The organism is Rosettibacter primus, from assembly GCF_036860675.1.
In the GTDB taxonomy this organism is placed as follows: domain Bacteria; phylum Bacteroidota; class Ignavibacteria; order Ignavibacteriales; family Melioribacteraceae; genus Rosettibacter; species Rosettibacter primus.
The window spans coordinates 44,011-66,278 of the sequence record NZ_JAYKGK010000002.1 but is presented as its reverse complement, the minus strand read 5'-3'; the positions used below and the strand labels follow the sequence as shown (position 1 = coordinate 66,278).

General features: G+C 29.5%; 18 protein-coding genes. All 18 read left to right on the top strand.

Annotated elements, in window-relative coordinates; all coding sequences use genetic code 11:
* Entirely contained in the window at nucleotides 1-321 is a 321-nt protein-coding gene (locus VJY32_RS03355) for a hypothetical protein (protein ID WP_353676475.1), read from the top strand.
* Nucleotides 314-2,344, top strand: a complete 2,031-nt coding sequence (locus VJY32_RS03350) for a penicillin-binding protein (RefSeq protein ID WP_353676474.1) — start codon at nucleotides 314-316, stop codon at nucleotides 2,342-2,344. The genes VJY32_RS03355 and VJY32_RS03350 overlap by 8 nt, the downstream gene beginning before the upstream one ends.
* Nucleotides 2,341-3,819, top strand: coding sequence for a UDP-N-acetylmuramoyl-L-alanyl-D-glutamate--2,6-diaminopimelate ligase (locus tag VJY32_RS03345; RefSeq protein WP_353676473.1), 1,479 nt, complete (start codon nucleotides 2,341-2,343; stop codon nucleotides 3,817-3,819). Before VJY32_RS03350 ends, VJY32_RS03345 begins: the two co-directional genes overlap by 4 nt.
* A complete protein-coding gene (locus VJY32_RS03340; RefSeq protein ID WP_353676472.1) occupies nucleotides 3,807-5,195 on the top strand; it encodes a UDP-N-acetylmuramoyl-tripeptide--D-alanyl-D-alanine ligase in 1,389 nt (462 codons plus the stop codon). The genes VJY32_RS03345 and VJY32_RS03340 overlap by 13 nt, the downstream gene beginning before the upstream one ends.
* Entirely contained in the window at nucleotides 5,195-6,304 is a 1,110-nt protein-coding gene (gene mraY / locus VJY32_RS03335) for a phospho-N-acetylmuramoyl-pentapeptide-transferase (RefSeq protein ID WP_353676471.1), read from the top strand. Before VJY32_RS03340 ends, mraY begins: the two co-directional genes overlap by 1 nt.
* The gene (murD, locus tag VJY32_RS03330; RefSeq protein ID WP_353676470.1) at nucleotides 6,301-7,653 is read left to right on the top strand and encodes a UDP-N-acetylmuramoyl-L-alanine--D-glutamate ligase; all 1,353 of its coding nucleotides are present in this window, start codon (nucleotides 6,301-6,303) and stop codon (nucleotides 7,651-7,653) included. Before mraY ends, murD begins: the two co-directional genes overlap by 4 nt.
* Nucleotides 7,650-8,768: an FtsW/RodA/SpoVE family cell cycle protein gene (locus tag VJY32_RS03325; protein ID WP_353676469.1), complete on the top strand. Its 1,119-nt coding sequence runs from the start codon at nucleotides 7,650-7,652 to the stop codon at nucleotides 8,766-8,768. Before murD ends, VJY32_RS03325 begins: the two co-directional genes overlap by 4 nt.
* Complete coding sequence (gene murG, locus VJY32_RS03320; RefSeq protein WP_353676468.1) at nucleotides 8,765-9,859, top strand: undecaprenyldiphospho-muramoylpentapeptide beta-N-acetylglucosaminyltransferase; 1,095 nt, start codon at nucleotides 8,765-8,767, stop codon at nucleotides 9,857-9,859. The genes VJY32_RS03325 and murG overlap by 4 nt, the downstream gene beginning before the upstream one ends.
* 30 nt (nucleotides 9,860-9,889) lie before the next feature.
* Nucleotides 9,890-11,278, top strand: a complete 1,389-nt coding sequence (murC, locus tag VJY32_RS03315; protein WP_434968525.1) for a UDP-N-acetylmuramate--L-alanine ligase — start codon at nucleotides 9,890-9,892, stop codon at nucleotides 11,276-11,278.
* Nucleotides 11,275-12,039: a cell division protein FtsQ/DivIB gene (locus tag VJY32_RS03310; RefSeq protein WP_353676466.1), complete on the top strand. Its 765-nt coding sequence runs from the start codon at nucleotides 11,275-11,277 to the stop codon at nucleotides 12,037-12,039. The genes murC and VJY32_RS03310 overlap by 4 nt, the downstream gene beginning before the upstream one ends.
* Nucleotides 12,036-13,280 (top strand): cell division protein FtsA, encoded by a 1,245-nt coding sequence (gene ftsA, locus VJY32_RS03305; RefSeq protein WP_353676465.1) that lies wholly within the window; start codon nucleotides 12,036-12,038, stop codon nucleotides 13,278-13,280. Before VJY32_RS03310 ends, ftsA begins: the two co-directional genes overlap by 4 nt.
* 23 nt (nucleotides 13,281-13,303) lie before the next feature.
* Nucleotides 13,304-14,611: a cell division protein FtsZ gene (gene ftsZ, locus VJY32_RS03300; protein ID WP_353676464.1), complete on the top strand. Its 1,308-nt coding sequence runs from the start codon at nucleotides 13,304-13,306 to the stop codon at nucleotides 14,609-14,611.
* 172 nt (nucleotides 14,612-14,783) lie between these two features.
* Nucleotides 14,784-15,515 (top strand): hypothetical protein, encoded by a 732-nt coding sequence (locus tag VJY32_RS03295; protein ID WP_353676463.1) that lies wholly within the window; start codon nucleotides 14,784-14,786, stop codon nucleotides 15,513-15,515.
* 3 nt (nucleotides 15,516-15,518) lie between these two features.
* Complete coding sequence (gene rfbB, locus VJY32_RS03290) at nucleotides 15,519-16,538, top strand: dTDP-glucose 4,6-dehydratase (protein WP_353676462.1); 1,020 nt, start codon at nucleotides 15,519-15,521, stop codon at nucleotides 16,536-16,538.
* A 185-nt stretch (nucleotides 16,539-16,723) separates the two neighbouring features.
* A complete protein-coding gene (locus VJY32_RS03285; protein WP_353676461.1) occupies nucleotides 16,724-18,187 on the top strand; it encodes an SLBB domain-containing protein in 1,464 nt (487 codons plus the stop codon).
* A 29-nt stretch (nucleotides 18,188-18,216) separates the two neighbouring features.
* Entirely contained in the window at nucleotides 18,217-19,449 is a 1,233-nt protein-coding gene (locus VJY32_RS03280; RefSeq protein ID WP_353676460.1) for a GumC family protein, read from the top strand.
* Between the two features lie 329 nt (nucleotides 19,450-19,778).
* Nucleotides 19,779-20,801 (top strand): O-antigen ligase family protein, encoded by a 1,023-nt coding sequence (locus tag VJY32_RS03275; RefSeq protein ID WP_353676459.1) that lies wholly within the window; start codon nucleotides 19,779-19,781, stop codon nucleotides 20,799-20,801.
* A 34-nt stretch (nucleotides 20,802-20,835) separates the two neighbouring features.
* Complete coding sequence (locus VJY32_RS03270) at nucleotides 20,836-22,263, top strand: oligosaccharide flippase family protein (protein WP_353676458.1); 1,428 nt, start codon at nucleotides 20,836-20,838, stop codon at nucleotides 22,261-22,263.
* The last annotated feature ends 5 nt before the right edge of the window (nucleotides 22,264-22,268 follow it).

Here is a 22,268-nt window from a genome sequence, read left to right as displayed (position 1 = left end):
ATGAAAATAGGTTCATTAAAAAATTTTATAATAATTGTATTTATAACAGCATGTTTACTCTTTATTCATGTTGCTACTGTATCTGAAATAAAGAATATGAAAAAAGAAAAAATAAATAAAATTGAACAGCTTAATGAAAAGTTAAACAGAATAGAAATGAAAATTGTAGAGAGACAAAAGTTAATGGCAGAAGATAGAATAGTATCAATAGCAAAAGATTCACTTGGTTTAGTATTGCCTGCAGAAAATTTAGAAACTATCAGAGTATCAAAAGAACAAATAAAAAGAATAGAAAAATTAGTTAAAGAAAAATATGATTAACTATCGTGCACTAATTATTCTTGGCTTATCGTTTTTGTTTTTTATTGCACTGCTTGTGAAGTTGTATACAATTCAGGTAATTAATAATGAGTTCTATTTGCTTAAAGCACAGGCACAACAAAATAAACCTCAAATTGCAAAAGCTGAAAGAGGAATTATTAAAGATAGAAATGGGGAAATACTCTGCTTTACTCGTGATAATATTTCTTTTTATGTAGATACAAGAATGATGAACGAAAAAAGAGTTGATACTATCGCAAAAGTATTTTCTAAAGTTTTTGGGAAAAGTCAAAAATATTATAGAGATATAATTGAAAATGGGGTTAGAAATGTTTGTCTTGAAAAAAAGGTTCCAATGGATAAAGCTCTCATTCTTAAAAAACTTGTAGTAGATGGACTTTATTATACAGAAGATTTTTCAAGAGTTTATCCCTACGGGAAATTAGCATCACATATTCTGGGATACGTTGATAGAGAATTAAATGGTGTTGCAGGAATAGAGAAATTCTTTGATACAACTCTTAGAGGAATTGACGGGTACTTTGTATTTCAAAAAGATGTTCTGGGAAGAATAATTTCTTTAGATGAAAAAAATTCTAAACCACCAAAACCAGGGAAGGATCTTATTCTAACAATAAATAAAATTTATCAAAATATACTTGAAGAAGAATTGGAAAAGGGACTTCAAAAATATGAAGGAGAGTCTGCAGTAGGTATAATCATGAATCCTAATACAGGAGAAATTTTAGCTTTATCGAATATTCCTGATTATGACCCGAATAATTACAATGATTTTTCAATAGAAGTTTTAAGAAATCGTGCTATTACAGATACTTATGAACCCGGTTCAACTATAAAATCACTCGTTCTCTCAATTTTATTTGACTTAAATCTTACAAATGAAAATGAAGTAATTAATACAGAAAATGGTAAGTATATTTTTAGAAATGTCAGAATAACCGATTCTCATCCTTTTAACAGTTTAACTGTAAGACAAATTCTTGAACAATCGAGCAATATTGGAATGTCTAAGTTATCGGCGAGAATTTCTGATGAAATTTTTTATAAGTATTTGAGAGATTATGGATTTAGCAATTACACTTCGATTGAATTACCGGGAGAAGCAGATGGGACTTTAAAAAAGCCGGTTAATTTTACTCCATACACAAAAGCATTTATGTCTTTTGGATATGAACTTTCTGTAACACCACTGCAAATGATTACAGCTTACAGCGCTTTGATAAATGGCGGTGTGCTTATGAAACCATTTCTTGTGAAAACAATTACAGATAATAAGAATAGTGTAATTGAAGAAATAAAGCCGGTAAAAATTAGAAATGTTATAAACCAGAGGACATCAGAATTAATGAGAAATTTACTTGTTGGAGTAGTTGAACATGGCACAGGAAAAGAGGCTCAACTTGAAAATGTTTTAGTTGGTGGTAAAACAGGTACATCACAAAAATTAGTTAATGGAAGTTATAATAGTGCTAAACATAATTCGTCATTTATTGGATTTTTTCCTGCTGATAATCCACAAATAATTTGCTTAATTCTTGTTAATGCACCTAAGGTTGGAAAATATGGTGGCTTTGTTGCAGCTCCAATTTTTAAGAATGTTGCTAAAAGAATTCTTGATGCAGATTTGAATTTAGTTCCAGTAAGAAAAAAAATAAATCGAACAAATAACTTGATTGAAGAATTAATAACTAAAGTGGATGAGAAACCTGTAGAAGAAAAAGCATTCTTTAATCTATCAGAAAATAAAAACGAGAATAAAGAAAGGAAAAAACTTTTATTAACAAACAAAAATATAATGCCAAATTTAATAAATCATTCGATGCGCGATGCAATCGCAATCTTAAATGAAATTGGCTTGAATTATAAAATTATTGGCACAGGAAAAATTGTTTCACAAAGCATTGAACCTGGTACAACTATAGATAAAAATTCTATCTGTTATTTAAAATGTTCTGTTTCAAAAAAAGTTGATGCAATAAAAAAAATTGAGGAAAGAGATTGAAATTATACGAATTATTGAACAATGTTAAAGTAATTCAGGTTGTTGGCAATGCTGAACTAAAAGAGATTGAGGATATTACTCATAATTCTCAATCTGTGAAAGAGAATACTATGTTTTTTGCTATCGAAGGATTTAAGACAGATGGACATAAATTTATTCCTGATGCAATTAATCGAGGTGCTGCTGCTGTTGTTCTTTCTAAAGTTAATGCTGTGCCTGATCAGTTATTTTTACATGCCAATTGTGTAAAAATAGTTGTTGAAGATACAAGAAAATCATTAGCTGAATTTTCACATATTTTTTATGGTAAACCTTCTGAAAAACTAAATTTAATTGGCATTACAGGAACAAAAGGAAAAACAACAACTGCATTTTACATTAAGAATATTTTTGAAACAGCTAAATATAAAACGGGACTTATCGGGACAATTGCTAATTACATTGGTGATAAAGAAATTAAAACAATGCTTACCACTCCTCAATCTAATGAGGTAAATTCCTTACTTGCTCAAATGCTAAATGAAGGATGTTCTCATTGTGTGATGGAAGTTTCTTCTCATGCACTTCATTTGCACCGCGTTGATTATCTTAATTTCAAGTATGGAGTTTTTACAAATATTACTTCTGACCACATGGATTATCATAAAACATTTGAACATTATCTTAATTCAAAAAAAATTTTATTTGATATGCTTCCATCAGATGCTTTTGCAGTTGTAAATGCTGATGACGAAAACGTTGACAAATTACTTAAAGATTCTAAAGCAAAAAAAATTTTTTATGGAACTTCTTCTGATTCAGACTTCAGAATTAAAGATATTGAATTCACACTTGATGGGACTAATTTTACCATAATTAATAAAAAAGAAGAATATAAGATTGACACAAAACTTGTTGGACATTTTAATGCATTTAATGCAACCGCAGCATTTTGTGTTGCAGTAATGTCCAATTTAGATATCGATACAATTATCGAAGGAATAAAAACAACCCCACAAGTTCCAGGAAGATTTGAGGTAATTTCAAGAAAAAATAAAAAAGTAATAATTGATTATTCTCATACAGCGGATTCTCTTAAGCAAGCTTTAATTGCTATTCATCATATTGTAAAGAATAAAAGACCAGTTTACACAGTTTTTGGATGCGGAGGTGATAGAGACAGAACAAAAAGACCAATCATGGGAAGCATTGCATCGGAAATGAGCAAAAAAGTATTTGTTACTTCAGATAATCCAAGAACTGAAAATCCTCAAAAAATTATAGAAGAAATTTTATCAGGAATTAAACAAAACAATTTTATTGCAATTGAAAACAGAGAAGAAGCAATAAGAACGGCAATATTTGAAAGTGAAGATAATGCTGTCATTTTAATTGCTGGTAAAGGACATGAAAACTATCAAGAAATTAATGGTGTGCGAAAGTATTTTTCAGATAAAGAAATAGCAACTAAATATCTAAAAGAATGGGCAAAATAAAAATAACAATTGAAGATTTGTTTAATCTTAACGGCTCGGTAATATATAATCCCGACAGTTATAAACCTCTTTCTGTTGTAGAGATTGATACGAGAAAAATAAATAAACCATGTTTATTTGTTGCAATTAAAGGTGAAAAATATGATGGTCATAATTTTATTCAGGATGCGATTGATAAAGGAGCAAAAGCTTTAATAATTAACAGAAATAAATTAGAGAAGTTTAGTTCGTTGAATATTCCTTTTATTACCGTGCCTGATACAATTAAAGCTTATGGTGAACTCGCAAATAGATGGCGACATAAACTTAATGCAAAAGTGGTTTCTATTACTGGGAGTAATGGCAAGACTACTACAAAAGAAATGATTGCAACTTTACTTGAAGAAAAATTTAATGTTGTAAAGTCAGAAGCAAATAATAATAATCATATTGGTGTACCACTTACCATTTTTTCTGCTGACGAAAATTGTGAAATGCTTATTCTTGAACAAGGAACAAATCATCTTGGTGAAATTCCATATTCGGCAAAAATTTCTGAACCTGATTATGCAATTATTACCAACATTGGCGATTCACATCTTGAATTCTTGAAAAGCAGAGAAAAAGTATTCAAAGAAAAATCTGCTTTGTTTGATGAAGCAGAAAAAAGAGGAGGAATAATTTTTATAAATGTTGATGACCCAATAATAAATAAAAATAAGAAAAGGTATAAAAATATTGTTACATATGGTTTTAAGCATGATGCAGAAGTTAAAGGTAAAATTCTAAATTATGATGATTTAGGAAGAGCAACAATTTTTATTCAATATCATGAAAGAAGTTTTGATTTGGTTCTTCCTTTATCGGGCGAATCAAATGCAAAAAATTTTTTAGCTGCAGCAGCAGTTGCACTAAAAATAGGATTAAACGAAGATGAGATAATTAATGCATCAAAAAAAATAAAACCAGTTCATGGAAGACTTGAAATTAAAGAATATCCAAAAGCCATATTAGTTGATGATACATATAATGCAAGTCCTGCTTCTGTTGAAGCAGCATATAAATTTTTGAAAAAAGTAAAAAGGTATAAAAATAAGATTATGGTTTTGGGAGATATATTTGAATTAGGAAAATCTGCTCCCAAATTTCACAAAGAACTTGCAAATATTTTCAGTGAAGATAAAAATATTACAGTACTCACAATTGGAAACTTAATGAAGTATTTACATCGCGAATTAAAAAAAATAAAAATAAAAACAATACACTTTGACACACGCGATGCCTTAAGTCTATATCTCAAATATGAAGATATAGATAATTCGGTGATTTTAGTAAAAGGCTCTCGTGGAATGAAAATGGAAGAATTTATCAACATTTTGGAGCAGAGATTTGAATAATGTTCTACTATCTATTTAATTATATTAACGAAACATTTAATCCGCCAGGTTTTGATGTTTTCAGATTTTTATCATTTCGTTCAGCTCTTGCTGCAATAACTGCATTGACAATATCATTCATTTTCGGTCCTAAAATAATTGCAAAGCTGAAAGAAAAACAGGTAGACCAGCCTATTCGTGATGATGGACCTCAAACTCATAAAAAGAAAGCTGGCACCCCAACTATGGGTGGAATAATAATTTTAGTTTCTGTTATAATTCCAGTTCTTCTGTGGAGCAACTTAAAAAGTATCTACATTATTCTTGCATTATTTGCTACAGTAGTTCTTGGTGCTATTGGTTTCCTTGATGATTATTTGAAAGTGATAAAGAAAATTCCAACGGGATTAATAGCTCGATATAAATTAATGGGACAAATTTTTGTTGGTTTAATTATTGGTTTAAGCATTTATTATTTACCTGAATTTTCACAATATAATACACAAACTACGCTTCCTTTCTTTAAGAATTTGAACTGGGATTTTTCTTATCTATACATCCCATGGGTAATTTTTATTATTACTGCTACTTCGAATGCTGTAAACTTAACAGATGGATTGGATGGACTTGCAATTGGAACGATTATAATTGTTATGCTTGCTTTAGCAATAATTGTTTATGTTACTGGAAATGTTATTTATGCGGATTATCTCAATATAATTTACTTACCAGGAAGCGGCGAACTTACTGTTTTTATAGCTGCTTTAATTGGTGCAGGATTGGGATTCCTCTGGTTTAATTTTTATCCAGCAGAAGTTTTTATGGGAGATACTGGCTCGCTTGCTTTAGGAGGTGTATTCGGTGTTATCATGATTATCGTTAAAAAAGATTTATTAATTCCAATACTTGGGGGAATTTATTTTATTGAAACTCTTTCGGTGATTATTCAAAGACTTTATTTCAAATACACAAAGAAAAAATATGGTGAAGGCAGAAGAGTATTTAAAATGGCACCAATTCATCATCACTTTGAACAGCTCAATTGGGCTGAACCAAAAATTGTAATTAGATTTTATATTGTAACAATTATTCTTGCAATAATAAGTTTAGCCTCATTTAAGATTAGATGATGGATATAAAAAATAAAAAAATATCGATTGTTGGTGCTGTAAGAAGTGGAATTGCTGCAGCACTTCTTGCTAAAAAATTAGGTGCAATTCCTTTTGTAAGTGATTCTGCTTCGAAAGATAAATTGCAAAAGTCAATTGAGATTTTTCAATCAGAAGGAATTGACTTTGAATATGGTGCTCATTCAGAAAGAGTTTATAATTGTGATTTTATTATTACAAGTCCAGGTGTGCCATCAGATTCAGAAGTTTTATCAAATGCAATTAAAAAAGGAATAAAAATTATAAGTGAAATTGAATTTGCATCATGGTTTTGTAAAGGGACAATAATTTCTATTACTGGAACTAATGGCAAAACAACAACAACAAGTTTGATGAATCATACATTGAACGAATGTGGATTAAAATCATACTCAGCTGGAAATATTGGAAACGCCTTTTCAGAAATAGTTCTCGATATAAATGAAAATGAATTTGTCTCACTTGAGACATCAAGTTTTCAACTTGATTTTATTGAATCATTCAAACCAAGATTTTCTGTGATTTTGAATATTACACCAGACCATCTCGATAGATACAACAATAATTTTGATGAATACATTGCTTCTAAATTTAAAATCATAAAAAATCAAGATGAAAGTGATTTCTTTATTTACAATGCTGATGATTCTATCATATCTAATAAATTAACAAATATACGTGCACATAAAATTGGCTTTTCCCTAACTCAACAATTAAATGTAGGAACTTACTTTAATGATGGGAAATTGTTTTTTGCATGGTATGGAAAGCACGAAGAAATTTGCAAATCAGCAGATTTATTTATTAAAGGAGAACATAACATCGCAAATGCTCTTGCTGTGCTTGCAATAGCAAAAATATTGAATCTGCCCAATAAAAAAATTCGAAGTGCTTTTGCATCATTCAAAGGTGTTGAACATAGAATCGAATTTGTACGAGAACTTGATGGAGTTGAATATTACAATGATTCTAAAGCAACAAATGTTGATTCTGTCTGGTATGCGTTAAAAAGTTTTGATAAACCAATTTATTTAATACTTGGCGGAAAAGATAAAGGAAATAATTATGACAAAATTCGTGAATTAGTTATTCAGAAGGTAAGAAAAATTTATGCAATAGGTTCATCAGCAAATAAAATTTATGATTACTTCAAAGATATTGTTCCAACTGAATATAAACAGACAATAGAAAGTTGTGTTGATGCTGCACGCATTGAAGCTGAACCTGGTTCAGTTGTTCTTCTTTCTCCAGCATGTGCAAGTTTTGATATGTTTGATAATTATGAACATAGAGGAAAAGTATTTAAAAATGCAGTGAGTAAATTAAAATGATGAGATTAATGGTAAAAATAATGATAACGATTGTTGTTGCTCTTATGTTTCTTGGAGCAATTATGGTTTTTACAGCAAGCGGAACATATAGTTTGAGCAAGTTCAATAATTTCTACTTTTTGTTTAAATCACATTTGTGGAAAGTTTTTGCAGCAATAATTCTAATGTTTGTTTTTGCAGCTATACCCTATGATTACTATCGTAAACTAAGTAAATGGCTGATGATTATTACAATAATTTTACTCGTCATTACTTACTTCTGGGGTGTTAAAACTAAAGGTGCGGGACGATGGCTAGATGTAGCGGGACTTTTTAAATTCCAGCCGTCTGAATTAGCAAAATTTTTGTTGATCATTCATCTTTCTGCATTGATTGAAAGAAAGAAACATCTGATAAAAGATTTTAAAAATGGCTTCTTGTATGCATTGGTATGGATAGGGCTTACTGTTGGCTGGATTATTATTCAACCACATGTGAGTGTTTCCATTATAATTATTTTAACATCATTTGCAATACTGTATGTCGGTGGAGCTCAATTCAAACATATTGTAAGTGTATTTGCAGTAACAGCAGCTATTTTTGTTCCCGTAGTTTTATTGTATAATCATGCAAGACAAAGAGTAATGGACTATATAAATAGTTTAATTACTGGAGGAGATATAAATATTCAAGTTACCCAAGCTAAGATTGCACTTGGCAGCGGCGGCTGGAGTGGACTTGGATTTGGTAACAGCAGACAGAGTGATTTATTCTTGCCAGAATCTTATGGTGATTTTATCTTTTCAGTAATTGGAGAGGAAATTGGATTTATAGGCACATTAGTAATTCTGATTCTTTATTTCACTTTGTTTTTTGCATGCCTGATGATTGCAAAAAAATCACAGGATAAATTTGGTCAACTTTTAGTATTTGGATTAAGCTTTCAAATTCTAATCAGTGCATTTATAAATATCGGAGTTGTAACAGGACTTCTTCCTACAACAGGAATACCTCTTCCATTTATAAGTTTTGGCGGGACATCAATAATATTATCAGGTATTTCTATTGGAATAATTTTAAATGTTGCACAACAATCATTAAGAACTGAAGAACTAAAATTAGCGCAGGTAGGATGAATAATATTTATCGATTCATATTTGCTGGTGGTGGAACAGGAGGTCATCTTTATCCGGCTTTAGCTGTTGCTCAAAAAATTCTTGAGCTTAAGCCTGAAGCTGATATTTTGTTTGTTGGCACAAAAGATAAAATAGAAGCTCGAGTTGTTCCAGAATATGGTTTTAATTATAAATCAATTTTGATTAGCGGTTTTTCAAGAAAATTTAATTTGAGTAATCTTCTGTTCCCTTTTAAGCTATTAACTGGACTTATTCAGTCATTAATTATTGCGATGAAATTTAAACCTCGCGTTACTATTGGAACAGGAGCTTATGTTTCAGGTCCAGTTGTATGGGCAGCTTCTGTGATGGGTTCGAAAATTGTCTTGCTTGAGCAAAATAGTTTTCCTGGTATAACAAATAGATTGCTTGAAAAAAAAGCTAATGAAATTTATTTGACTTATGAAGAATCAAAAAAATATTTCCGAGATAAAGAAAAATTATTACTAACCGGTAATCCTGTGAGAATTGATTTAAAGCTTATAGATAAAGAAGAAGCTTTAAAAAAATTTGGTTTGAGTGTATCAAAAAAAACCTTGCTTGTTCTTGGAGGAAGTTTAGGTGCAAAATCAATTAACGACATTATTGCAGAAATTGCTGATAACTTAATTAAAAATAATATTCAGATTCTATGGCAGACAGGTTCATCATATTATGATGATTATAAATCTTTTGAAAAGGAAGAGATAAAAGTTATGCCCTTCATAAAAGATATGCAGGCAGCTTACAATGCATGTGATTTGGTATTAGCACGAGCAGGTGCAACAACAATTGCAGAAGTTTCATCTTTTGGGTTGCCGGTAATTTTTGTCCCTTCAACAAATGTAGCTGCCAATCATCAATTTATGAATGCAAAAGTTCTTTCGGATAAAAATGCAGCAATCTTGATAGAAGATAAAAATTTACGAAACGAGCTATTTAAGAAAATAATTGAATTAATTAATGATGAGGAACAATTAAAAACCCTTAAAAAAAATATTTCTGAATTCTCAAAATCTGATGCAGTGAAAGTTGTGGCAGAAAGAGTAATAAAATTAGCAGAAACATTTTAAAATGATTTTAATAAGGAATTAATTTTTATGATGACAAAAACAATTAAGAATATTCATTTTGTCGGAATTGGCGGGATAGGGATGAGCGGAATAGCTGAAATCTTATTAAATCAAGGATTTAATATCACAGGCTCAGATTTGCATAAATCTGAAATTACAGACAGATTAGAAAGTCTTGGAATAAAAATTTATGAAGGTCATTCACCTGATAACTTAAAAAATGCTGACCTTGTTGTTTATTCATCTGCTGTTACTCTTGATAATACAGAAGTTAAAGCAGCAATAGAAAGAAAAATTCCAGTAATCAAAAGAGCAGAAATGCTTGCTGAGTGCATGAGAATGAAATATGGAATTGGTATTGCAGGTACTCACGGAAAAACTACTACTACTTCTATGGTTGGTCTTGTTTTGACAGAAGCTGGAATAGACCCAACTATAATTGTAGGTGGAAAACTTCATAGTCTTGGCGGAACAAATGCAAGACTTGGCAAAGGAGATTATATAGTTGTTGAAGCCGATGAATTCGATAGAACATTTCTAAAACTTACTCCTGTAATTGCAGCAATCACTACTCTTGAAAGAGAACATCTTGATACTTACAAAGATCTTGATGACCTCAAATCCGCTTTCACAGAGTTTGCAAACAAAGTTCCATTTTTTGGTTTTGTTGTTCTTTGTCTTGATGAACCTGCGCTTCAGGATATAATTCCTTTGATTAATAAAAAGATTATTACTTACGGAATTTCTCCGCAGGCAGATATCAGGGCTATAAATATTTCGCACTACAAAAATTTATCTGAGTTTACTGTGCTTTACAAAGGAGAAGAACTTGGTCAAATTAAAATTAATGTTCCTGGTATTCATAACGTTAAAAACTCACTTGTTGCAGTAACTATTGCAAAAGAAATGGGAGTTGAGTTTTCAATAATTAAAAAAGCTCTTGAATCTTTTAACGGTGTTTATCGCAGATTCGAAAAAAAATATGATGAAGATGTTATGGTAGTTGATGATTATGGCCATCATCCTACAGAAATTGATGTAACACTTGATGGAATTCGTAGAGGCTGGAACCGAAGATTAGTTGCTGTATTTCAACCCCATTTGTATTCGCGCACAAGAGATTTTTATGCAGAATTTGGGAGGTCTTTTCTAAATTCTGATGTTTTTATTTGTACTGATGTTTATCCAGCACGCGAAGAACCAATCGAAGGAGTTACAGGAGAATTAATTGCAAATGCAGCAAAAAATTATGGTCATAAAAATGTTTACTATGAACCTGATAAAACAAAAATTCCAGAACTGCTAAAAAGTATTTATAAAAAAGATGATATAATCATTACCATGGGTGCAGGAGATATATGGAAATTCGGAGAAAAATTTGTTGAATATCTTAAATCAAGAAATAAAAATAAGTTATGAAAAATTTACTAAGTGTAATTTTATTTGTCCTATTGATAGGTATAATTTTTTACATTGGATTGATGCAGAATGAAAAAACTAAAATACTGATTGATGCAATTACAATTTATGGGAATAACCATTTGTCAAAAGAAGATTACATGAGATTTGCAAATTTAATTGATAAAAATAGCTATAGAAATTTATCACTTAGAATAATTAAAGACAGAATTGAAAAGCATCCTTATGTAGATTATGCAGATGTTAAATATGAAGGAAGCGGTAAAGTTATAATCAAAATCTATGAGAAAAATTTTAGTTCAATATTAATAGATAACCAAAATCAATTCATATTGACAGAGGAGATGGAATTGCTGCCATTTCTGCCAGATACTAAGAATGTCGATTATCCAATAATATCAAACATATTTAAAAAAGATTCTTTAAGAGTACTTAAATCTCTCAGGAAAAATTATGATGTATTGACCGCATCAAAAATTTTGAGCGGAATAAAATATCTGAATGAAGAATTATATAATGAACTCTCTCTAATTGATATGAATAAAGGTGCTGATATTATGCTTTATTTTTCTTCATTAGATTATCCAGTGTTGATTGGCAGAGGGAGTGAAATTAAAAAAATTGTTTACTTCAATAATTTATGGAATTATCTGAAGGGAAAAGAAATAAATAATTATATGAACTATATAGATTTAAGATATAACGAACACATCTATTTTGGTATTCAAGATAGTTTACAAGCAGGAGAAAAGAAATTATGAAAAAAAATGTAATTGCAGGTTTAGATTTAGGTACCACAAAAGTTTGTGCTGTAATAGCAGAGCAGACTGAAAATAATATTAACATACTTGGATTTGGAGTGTCACCGTCAGAAGGATTAAATCGCGGTTTAGTTGCAAATATTTCAAAAACCGCTGAAGCAATTACACAGGCAATGAATATTGCATCAAACAGAGCGGGTCTTAATGTAAAAGAACTTAATGTTGGTGTTGCAGGCGAACATATTACAAGTTTGCGTCATAGAAATTATGTAACAATTAATAATCCAGACCATGAAATTACAAGAGAGGATTTAAATCGGCTTGAATCAGATGTTCAAACTATTAGAATTCCTGCCGATAGACAGATTCTTCATATAATTCCGGAAGAATATTTTGTTGACTATCAGGGGGGTATCGATGACCCGATTGGTTTGTGCGGCTCTCGTCTTGAAGCAGTAAATCATGTTGTACTTGCTTCAGTACCTGCAATGGAAAATATTAAAAAATCTGTTGAACGAGCTGGATATTCAGTTAGAAATTATATTCTTCAACCCATTGCATCATCAATTTCAGTTCTTGAAGAAAATGAAAAAGACCTTGGAGTTCTTCTAATTGATATAGGTGGTGGAACAACTGACCTTGCAATATTTCATCGTAAAGCTATTAAACATACAAAAGTAATTGGCGTAGCAGGTAATCAGGTTACAAATGATATTCGTGAAACTCTGGGTATTGTAACAGCTGATGCAGAGAAAATTAAGAAAGAGTATGGATATGCAATTGAAAGTGCAATTATAAAAGATGAAGATATTTACATCAAAGGTGTTGGTGCAAGAGGTAATATAAAAATTCCAATTTCTTTATTAACACAAATAATAAGTGTCAGAATGAGAGAACTCTTCACTTTAATAGATAATGAACTAAGAGTTTCCGGATTTAAAAATAAAATTAAAGCTGGCGTTGTTTTAACAGGAGGAGGTTCTTTATTGAAAGGTTGTGTTGAATTAGCAGAAGATGTTTTTGGATTACCTGCAAGAATCGGAGTGCCGCTAGATTTAGGTGGAGGATTGTCCCATGAAATTGAAAGTCCAGAATTTGCAACTGTAGCAGGATTGATAAAAGGATTACCAGGAATGAAACAGGAAGAAATTGTTGTAGATGTTAAAAAATCAAAAAAGGAAAAGAAGTTTAAACCAGGAAAGTATTTCAAGAAAATTCAAGAATTCTTTGAAAATTTATAAATAGACCACAACAAGGAGGAAGCATGGAACAAAATAACAATAACAAAAAACTGAGATTTGTCACTCTCGATAGGGAAGAAACTCAAAAACTTTCGGCTGTATTAAAAGTTGTTGGAGTAGGCGGTGGTGGCTGCAATGCTATAGATAGTATGATACATCGTGGTTTAAGTGGTGTAGAATTTATAGCAATTAATACGGATGCACAAGCACTTGCAAAAAGCTTGGCTCCACTAAAAGTTCAAATTGGTTCAAATATTACAAGGGGATTGGGGACAGGTGCTATTCCAAATATTGGTAAAAAAGCTGCTGAAGAGGACCGCGATAAATTAACTCGAATTCTTGATGGAAGTGATATGGTTTTTGTAACATGCGGAATGGGAGGTGGCACAGGAACGGGTGCTGCACCAATTGTGGCATCAATTGCAAAAAGTTTAGGTGCTTTAGTTGTTGGCATCGTAACCAAACCATTTACATGGGAAGGAAAACAAAGAATGAAAAATGCAGAAGAAGGTATTAAAGAATTAAGACAATATGTAGATAGCTTGATTGTTATACCAAATAGCAGAATCCTGAGTATTATAGATAATGCAACTGCAGCCATAGCTGCATTTGACAAACCAAATGAAATTCTTTATGAAGCAACAAGAGGTATTGCAGATATAATTACGATGACAGGAATTATAAATGTAGATTTTGCAGATGTTAGAACAGTAATGAAAGACAGTGGTCAGGCATTAATGGGATGTGGAATTGCAAGCGGTGAAAATCGTGCGGTCGAAGCAGCTCAAAAAGCAATTTCGTCTCCTTTACTTGAAGGTATTTCTATAAAAGGTGCAAAAAATATTCTTCTTAATGTTTCGGGTTCTTCAAATATGACAATGCAGGAAATTGAAGCTGGTAATAATATTATTTTCCAGGCTGCAGGTGAAGAAGCTAATGTTATATTTGGTGCTGTTGTAAAAGAAGAACTTAATGATTATATCTCTTATACAGTTATTGCAACTGGATTTGGAAGCAATGGTCAAGCAGGTAACTTAAATAACCTTAAACAGGATAAAGATGATAAATCAACACAAAGAAAACCTTCTTCTGGTCTGGGAGGTTTTTCGAAAGATAAAATTGATCTGGACAATAATGACGATTTAAATATTCCAACAATACTCAGAATGAGAAGAAAAGATCCTGATTTATTCCCGGATGATGATTTGAAAACTGGTTTTAAAGCAGAACCTGATGCTTTTGATTCTAATGATGATTTTAATAATAAAAAGAAAAAAGATGATAACGACGAAGAAGACAGCTCTTCTTTCTTAAGAAAAATTATGGATTAATTTTTACGGCTGATGTTGATTTTCCCTTGTTGTGGTAAACGAGTGACATATCTTGAAAATCAACTCAGCCTTTTATTTTATATTGCTGCAAACCTCATATTCAATTCTTCTTATTTTTGTTTTAGCTTCGGAATTGCTAATTTGTGACTCAAAAAATAAAATGTGATGAAATATGAAAAAATATATTTTAATTCTGATGTTTCTTTTTATAATAAACAATATTAAAGCTCAGGATGAAGAAGTAGGATGGACTTCCAGATTTGGTATTGCTGCAGGATTTAGTCCAGCATATGTTTTCCCGAATCTCGATAAAGTAAATTCTCAGGTTAAAAAGATGGGGATTAGTGAATTAAGTAATTCAGGATTTGTTGTGTGGGGTGGAGGTGGCTATGCTTACATCATGATGATTGAAAATTTTAGAATTGGAGCAATTGGTTTGAGCGGTTCAACTTCATCAAGTGGAAAAGTTAATAATTTTGAAAAAGAAGTAGTTTACGATTTCGGTCTTGGTGGAATAACATTTGAATACACACTTCCGTTCATTCAAAAAGTTGCAGTATCAATTGGTGCAATTGCTGGTTATGGTTCCTCAACAATTGAAATATATCAATCAAGTTCAAACTTTACATGGGATTATATCTGGAACAAAGTAAATGACGGCATAACAACAAGTGATGTAAGTGATAAACTTACTCAATCATATTTTCTTTTTTCTCCAACAATTAATTGTGATATCCCAATTACAAGATTTATCTCATTTAGAATTGGGGCAGGATATAATTTAACATTTGGCAAAAATTGGAAAGTAAATAATGAACGGGATATTTCAGGAGTTCCTTCTGATATTAATTCTAATGCTTTCTTTATTCAAACAGGTATTTATTTTGGATTTTTTGCTTATTGAATTATGAAAACAAAAAATATATTGATTACAGGCGGGGCAGGATTTATCGGTAGCAATTTTATAAATTACATTTTATCAACTCGAGATGATTGGAATATTATTAACCTTGATAAATTGACTTACGCAGGTAATCTTGAAAATCTAAAACAAGTAGAGGGAAAGAAGAATTATCATTTCGTTAAAGGGGACATTGCCAATCGTGAACTTGTTGATTATATCTTCAAAAAATTTTCAATTAAATATGTAATTAATTTTGCTGCTGAATCACATGTAGATAGAAGTATACTTGGCTCAGAAGTTTTTTATAGAACTAATGTAATTGGAACTAATGTTTTATTAGAAGCCTCCAGAAGATATGAAGTTGAAAAGTTTATCCAAATTTCTACTGATGAAGTCTATGGTAGCTTAGGACCTGAAGGAAAATTTACAGAACAAACGCCACTCTCGCCAAACAGCCCATATTCATCAAGCAAAGCAGCAGCAGATTTAATGGCACTTGCTTTTCATCATACTTATGGCTTGCCTGTTGTAATAACTAGATGTTCTAATAATTACGGTCCATATCAATTCCCAGAAAAATTAATCCCATTGATGATAATTAATTGTTTGAATAATAAAAAACTTCCCGTTTATGGAGATGGACTTAGTGTTCGTGATTGGATTTATGTAATTGACCATAATCGAGCCGTTGAATTAGTATTTGAAAAAGGAAAAACTGGAGAAGTTTATAACATTGGTGCAAGCCGCGAAATGAAAAATATTGAAATAGTAAAATTGATTTTGAAAAAACTTAATAAGACAGAAGACTTAATTGAATTTGTCAAAGACCGTCCAGGTCACGACCGTCGTTATGCAATTGATTCTTCTAAAATACAAAATGAACTTGGATGGAAACCAGAATATGAATTTGAAACAGCATTAGATTATACAATTGAATGGTATTTGAAAAATAGAAATTGGTGGGAAAGAATAATCTCTGGTGAGTATTTGAAGTATTATCAAACTCAATATGGAAATTTATAATGATAGTAAGATTCTTTTCATTGAGTTGTAATTATCTTCTCTTTCATATAAAATGAAATTTTAATCTGGTTGGAAAAACACAGGCAAATAACAAATTATATTTGTATTGCTTATATAAAAAGTAATATCTTTTGAACCAATTTCAGAAAGATTTTTATAATTGCAAAAAATAACTGGCTAAATCTATGAAATGGATAAAAAAATTTTTTTATGTGTGCTTAATAATTAGTGTTAATTTTATTTATGCTCAAGAGAACGAGCAAACTACGACAAAAAATTTACAAACATCATTGCTTCAACCAATTACTGTAACTGTTGGAGGAAATTTTGTAGTTACAGGTTCATTTACCGCATTTAGAACTCAGAGATTAGACCATTTTATTACAAATCTATATAATCAAGCACAAGAAAGAGCAGTTGGTGCAATTAACAAACCTGAACTTATAAGACAAATAAACAAAGAACTAAAAAAATACCCATTGAGAGATATTTTATTAAAAAGAGCTGATGGAACCGAATTAAAAATTGATTTACTAAAATTCAGACTTACAGGTGACTTCAAATATAATCCATATTTAATGAATGATGATGTAATCATATTCCCATCATATGATGATGAAAAAGGTATAGTGGATATTTCTGGTGCAGTTAATAATCCAACTCAATTTCAATATGTAGAAGGTGATAAATTATCAGATGCAATTTTATTTGCAGGTGGAATCAATAAATCTTATGATAATGTTACGGAAGCGGAAATATCAAGAATAACAAATGATGGTAACTCAGAAGAAATAATTAGAGTAAGAATAAATGAAGATTTCCCTTTGCAGCGGGGAGATAGAATAACTGTTTTGTTTACTGAGAATAATAAAATGGCTTATAAAGTTTTAGTTCTTGGTGAAGTTAATAGACCTGGTTATGTTTATATCACAAAGAATAATACAACGATAAAAGAAGTAATACAGAAAGCAGGCGGCTTTACACAAAAAGCAGATTTAAGAAGAGCTGAAATTCTAAAAGGTACGGATGAATCACAGCTTATGAAAATAAAATGGATTAGAGAGAAATATGAAGCCGATAGTTCATTTACAACTTTGCCATTAGTTCTTAAAACAGTAGATGAACTTGTTAGCGAAGAATTAAAAATGACGAGAGCCGCAAACTTAACTTTAGAAGAATTTCAATATTCATTTGCATATGACAATTCATTAAGATTTATCGAGAATAAAAGTATAGTTGATTTTACTAAAATATTTTCTGATACAACAGCTGATGGCAGTTACATAGTTGCCGATGGTGATGTAATAATAGTGCCAGCATATCAAAATTTGGTTTATGTATTTGGACAGGTAGTAAATCCGGGATTTTATATTTATGATTCAACAAAAACATGGAAAGATTATATTCACAAAGCTGGCGGCTTAACACAAAATGCAAAAAATGAAAAAAAGATTCAGATAATAAAAGGGACGAACAGAACATGGATGAATGCTGCAAATGTAGATAAAATAGAACCCGGTGATTTCATTTATGTACCCAAAGATATGCCGAAGGGAATTGATTATTATTTGCAGCAGGCAGGAGCTATAACAAGTATAGTAACTGCTTTAGTTACAATTACCATTCTAATATTCCAGGTATCAAGGTAATAAATAATTAAAAAATAGTTGAATTGCATATGGAAAAACTTAATAGCCAAGAATTAGAACAAAAATCATTTATTGACTTCTTAATAGTTTTAGTAAAGTGGCGAAAGTTAATAATTCTAAATGTAGTAATTATTACTTTGTCTGCTGTTATAATAAGTTTAATAATGCCCAAATGGTATACATCTACAGCGAATATACTGCCACCTAAAAATACGGGTGGTTTACTTGGCTCCATAAGTGGCTTTTCAAGTACAATAAAGGATTTATCTAAAACATTAGGTAGGTTAGGAACAACCTCAGAAGAAGCATATAATTATTTAGCAATTTTACAAAGTAGAACCTCTTTTGAAAAAGTAATTAATAAGTTTAACTTGCGTGAAGTATATAAATTTGACCCTGATGATCCGATTGAAGAAATAATTGATGAATTGGAGAGCAATGTAAAATTTAATGTAGAAGATGAAGGGAATATTACTATAAAAGTTACAGATAAGGATCCTAAGAGAGCTGCAGCAATGGCTAATTATTTTGTGCAAATATTAAATGAGATAAGTATAGAGCTTGGAACTCTTGAAGCAAAAAACAATAGAGAGTTTATTGAGAAAAGATACCTCCAGGTTTTGAAAGATCTTAAAAATGTTGAAGATTCATTAAAATATTTTAGTGAAAAATTTTCGGTTTACTCAATTGAGGACCAAACTAAAGCTGCTATAAAAGCTGCTGCTGATATAAAAGCACAAATAGAATTACAAAAAATTGAATATGAATTACTATCAAGAAATTATGGTAATGACCATCCTTTAGTATTGGAAAAAAAGTTGATGATTAATGAATTGCAGAACAGATTAAAGACTATGAAATTTGGGGAAAGTAATTTAACTAGTTCCAGTCTTTCTTTATATACACCTTTTTCACAATTGCCTGAAGTAGGAATAGAATATTTAAGGCTTATGAGAGAATATGAATTACAAGGAAAATTGTTAGAATTTATTTTACCAGTCTATGAGCAGGCAAAAATTGAAGAGAAAAAGGATATACCTGTGTGTGTTGTTTTGGATGAAGCAGTTCCTGCTCAGAAAAAATCATATCCTAAGAGAGTGATTATAGTAGTTGCATCATTTGTTGGGTCATTGTTTCTTTCAATTATATTGGCATTATTTCTAGAGAAACTTTCTAATTTGTCCCATGATACAGAAAAATATAAAAAAATAACAGAAGGGATATTTATTCCATTAAAAAGTTTTTTTAAGAGAGGACAATGACACACAGTGGTAATGAGATACTTAATCTGACTCATCTAAAAAGAAATATTATATACTTGTTTTTTATGCTTGAAGTAATTTTATTAGCATTTTTAGCAATTGACCAAGTTAAAATTTCTATTCTTTTTTTAATTTCTATAATTTTAATACTTCTGTTGTTATACTCGTATAATAAACCCTCTTTTTTTATATATATATTTATTTTTTCAATACTTCTGGGATCAATTGACGTTTTAGGTCAAAAAGAACCCATAGGAATAACAAATTTATTAATACCTGTTATTATAGTTTTATTTTTTATACATATATTTTTTTTTGATATTTCCCATTTGAGAGAATTCAGCTATATAAATATTTCGTATGTTCTATTTTTAATCTGGTCATTAATTATATCCTTAATCTCTCTTGACCCTTCATTAGCTTTATCATGGTGGAAAAATTATTTTATTGGATTCTTAATGTTTAATTATGCATTGATTACTTTTAATAGTGAAAGAGAAGTTAAGAATTTTATTATTATGATTATTTTGTGGGGTGTTATATTAGCAATAATTATATATGTAATTTTATTTTCTTTAGGTGACATAAAAATAAGCGTAATAAAACTTTTTTTTACAAAAAACTTGCTTGCTACTTCATGGGGTAAGTCCAATTATTTGGCCACATTCTTTGTTCTTATAATACCTATAGCAGTAGGATATTATATTTATTCAAAAACTTTTTGTGTAAAATTATTTTTACTTTTATCGATTTTTTTAATGTCATCCGCATTAATAATGACATTTTCAAGAGGGGGTATTTTATCATTTGTTTTTTCAATATTAATGTTATTATCATATACAATGAGATTAAAGAATTTTATCAAGTTATTGGCTTTAGTAGCTATTATAAGTATAATATTATATCTTAATCCTGCTATACAATTATTATTAGATAGTATAAGTAATGTTAATAAAAGTTATTCATATTTTACTAGAATAAATTTTTATAAAGACGTATGGAATACATTTCTTGAGAATCCATTTACTGGTGTCGGGTTAGGGAATCTTGGCTTCTATGCTAAATTTAAAATTTCTACACATGCTTCTGCCCATAATATAATTTTGGGATTATTAGGGGAAACAGGAATTTTGGGAGCACTTTTATTTTTATATGTTTTAGCATCTAATTACTATTATCATCTAAAAAAATTTATAAGAGAAAAAAATAGAAGTACAAGTATATTAAGATGGTCATTTATTTGTTCATTTACAGGTATTTTTATTCATTCAATGATGGAACCAAATTTTGAAGGGCTTCAATTCTCAATTTTATTTTGGCAAACACTTGCTGTTTTTCATAAAATAAGATGATAATTTTTGAATTAATTATATTATTATAAATAATATGTCATTTACAGGAACTTTATCTAAAAATACAATTTTTTCTTTCTATACAGTATTTCTTAGGCTTTTAATTAATACGTTTATTTTTTGGTTAATTGCTAATCAGTATGGGAAATACCTATTTGGTCAATTTACTTTAGCTCAAACATTTTCTTCTATTTTTATTCTTTTTGCAGATTTTGGCATCGATTTATATACCGTGAATAAAGTTCCAATTAATAATGATAAAGTATCATTATTTCAAAGATTATTCACATTAAAATTGGTATTAACATTTTTTTCAATAATTATATTTGGTTTTATTATTAGTATTAGTAATTTTAATATAAAAGTAAAATATTTAATTTTTATATTTATAATTTATTCTATTTTAAGTACACTATTAAATTTTCTAAATTCTTTTTATAGAGGTATTGAAAAATTAGTATTAGAAACTAAGGTATCATTAATTACTAATTTTATAACATTATTATTTACTGTAATTTTAATAATTCTTAAGGTTTCTATTTTCTTCATAGCAATCAATTTCGTATTTACAAGAATACTCGGGATAGTATCTTCGTTAATATTAGCTAATAAAAATGATATTAGCATTAAATTTAAAATCAATTTTAATGATAATTTTAAGATTTTTAAAGAATTATATTACTACGGTATTTTCCTGATGTTCGGGAACTTATATTTTATACTTGATTCTATTTTATTAGGATTTATAAAACAAGAAGAATCAGTTGGGATCTATCAAGCAGTATTTAGATTAATATTATTTCCTTTAATTATTCCTGAAATTTTTATAAATAGTTTTATGCCAGTTCTTGCTAAATTATTTAAAATTGACCCTCTAAACTGGGTTAAACTTAGTGTGATACTATATAAAATTTTTATGTTTATTGGCTTAATATTTGGGATATTTTTTTTTATTTATTCAGATATAATTATAAACATTATCTATGGATATGATAAGTATTCTGAATCAATATCTATTTTAAAAATTTTTAGTTTCATTATAATCGTAAGATTTTTAAGTGAAGTATATGGATTGATGCTTACAACTTCAGAAAATCAAAAAGCACGAATGTATATAGTCATTGTGGCTACATTAATTAATATAATAATTAATTTATTTTTTATTCCTAATTTTGGTATAATTGGAGCTGCTATCACATCCTTGATTACAAACTTGTTTGTTTATATATCTTTTGTTCTTGTTTGTAAATTATTATTTAATGTTAATTTTAATATAAAGATTAATTTAAAATTCATTTTAATTAATCTATTTACAATAGGAATTATATATTATATAAAAGAATTTTTAATTATACCGAGTATTATATTAATTGTATTATATATTTTATTGTTATATAGATACATTTTTGATTCACAGGATAAAGTATTTTTATATGATTTTATCAAAAGTGTAATTAAATAAAAATT

What these genes read in the sequence shown, in the direction of transcription:
- VJY32_RS03280 (WP_353676460.1), top strand. Translation starts at nt 18,217, where the DNA reads ATGGAAAAACTTAATAGCCAAGAATTAGAACAAAAATCATTTATTGAC.
- murC (WP_434968525.1), top strand. Translation starts at nt 9,890, where the DNA reads ATGACAAAAACAATTAAGAATATTCATTTTGTCGGAATTGGCGGGATA.
- murD (WP_353676470.1), top strand. Translation starts at nt 6,301, where the DNA reads ATGATGGATATAAAAAATAAAAAAATATCGATTGTTGGTGCTGTAAGA.
- VJY32_RS03350 (WP_353676474.1), top strand. Translation starts at nt 314, where the DNA reads ATGATTAACTATCGTGCACTAATTATTCTTGGCTTATCGTTTTTGTTT.
- VJY32_RS03325 (WP_353676469.1), top strand. Translation starts at nt 7,650, where the DNA reads ATGATGAGATTAATGGTAAAAATAATGATAACGATTGTTGTTGCTCTT.
- VJY32_RS03270 (WP_353676458.1), top strand. Translation starts at nt 20,836, where the DNA reads ATGTCATTTACAGGAACTTTATCTAAAAATACAATTTTTTCTTTCTAT.
- mraY (WP_353676471.1), top strand. Translation starts at nt 5,195, where the DNA reads ATGTTCTACTATCTATTTAATTATATTAACGAAACATTTAATCCGCCA.
- VJY32_RS03285 (WP_353676461.1), top strand. Translation starts at nt 16,724, where the DNA reads ATGAAATGGATAAAAAAATTTTTTTATGTGTGCTTAATAATTAGTGTT.
- ftsA (WP_353676465.1), top strand. Translation starts at nt 12,036, where the DNA reads ATGAAAAAAAATGTAATTGCAGGTTTAGATTTAGGTACCACAAAAGTT.
- VJY32_RS03310 (WP_353676466.1), top strand. Translation starts at nt 11,275, where the DNA reads ATGAAAAATTTACTAAGTGTAATTTTATTTGTCCTATTGATAGGTATA.
- ftsZ (WP_353676464.1), top strand. Translation starts at nt 13,304, where the DNA reads ATGGAACAAAATAACAATAACAAAAAACTGAGATTTGTCACTCTCGAT.
- VJY32_RS03340 (WP_353676472.1), top strand. Translation starts at nt 3,807, where the DNA reads ATGGGCAAAATAAAAATAACAATTGAAGATTTGTTTAATCTTAACGGC.
- VJY32_RS03355 (WP_353676475.1), top strand. Translation starts at nt 1, where the DNA reads ATGAAAATAGGTTCATTAAAAAATTTTATAATAATTGTATTTATAACA.
- murG (WP_353676468.1), top strand. Translation starts at nt 8,765, where the DNA reads ATGAATAATATTTATCGATTCATATTTGCTGGTGGTGGAACAGGAGGT.
- VJY32_RS03295 (WP_353676463.1), top strand. Translation starts at nt 14,784, where the DNA reads ATGAAAAAATATATTTTAATTCTGATGTTTCTTTTTATAATAAACAAT.
- rfbB (WP_353676462.1), top strand. Translation starts at nt 15,519, where the DNA reads ATGAAAACAAAAAATATATTGATTACAGGCGGGGCAGGATTTATCGGT.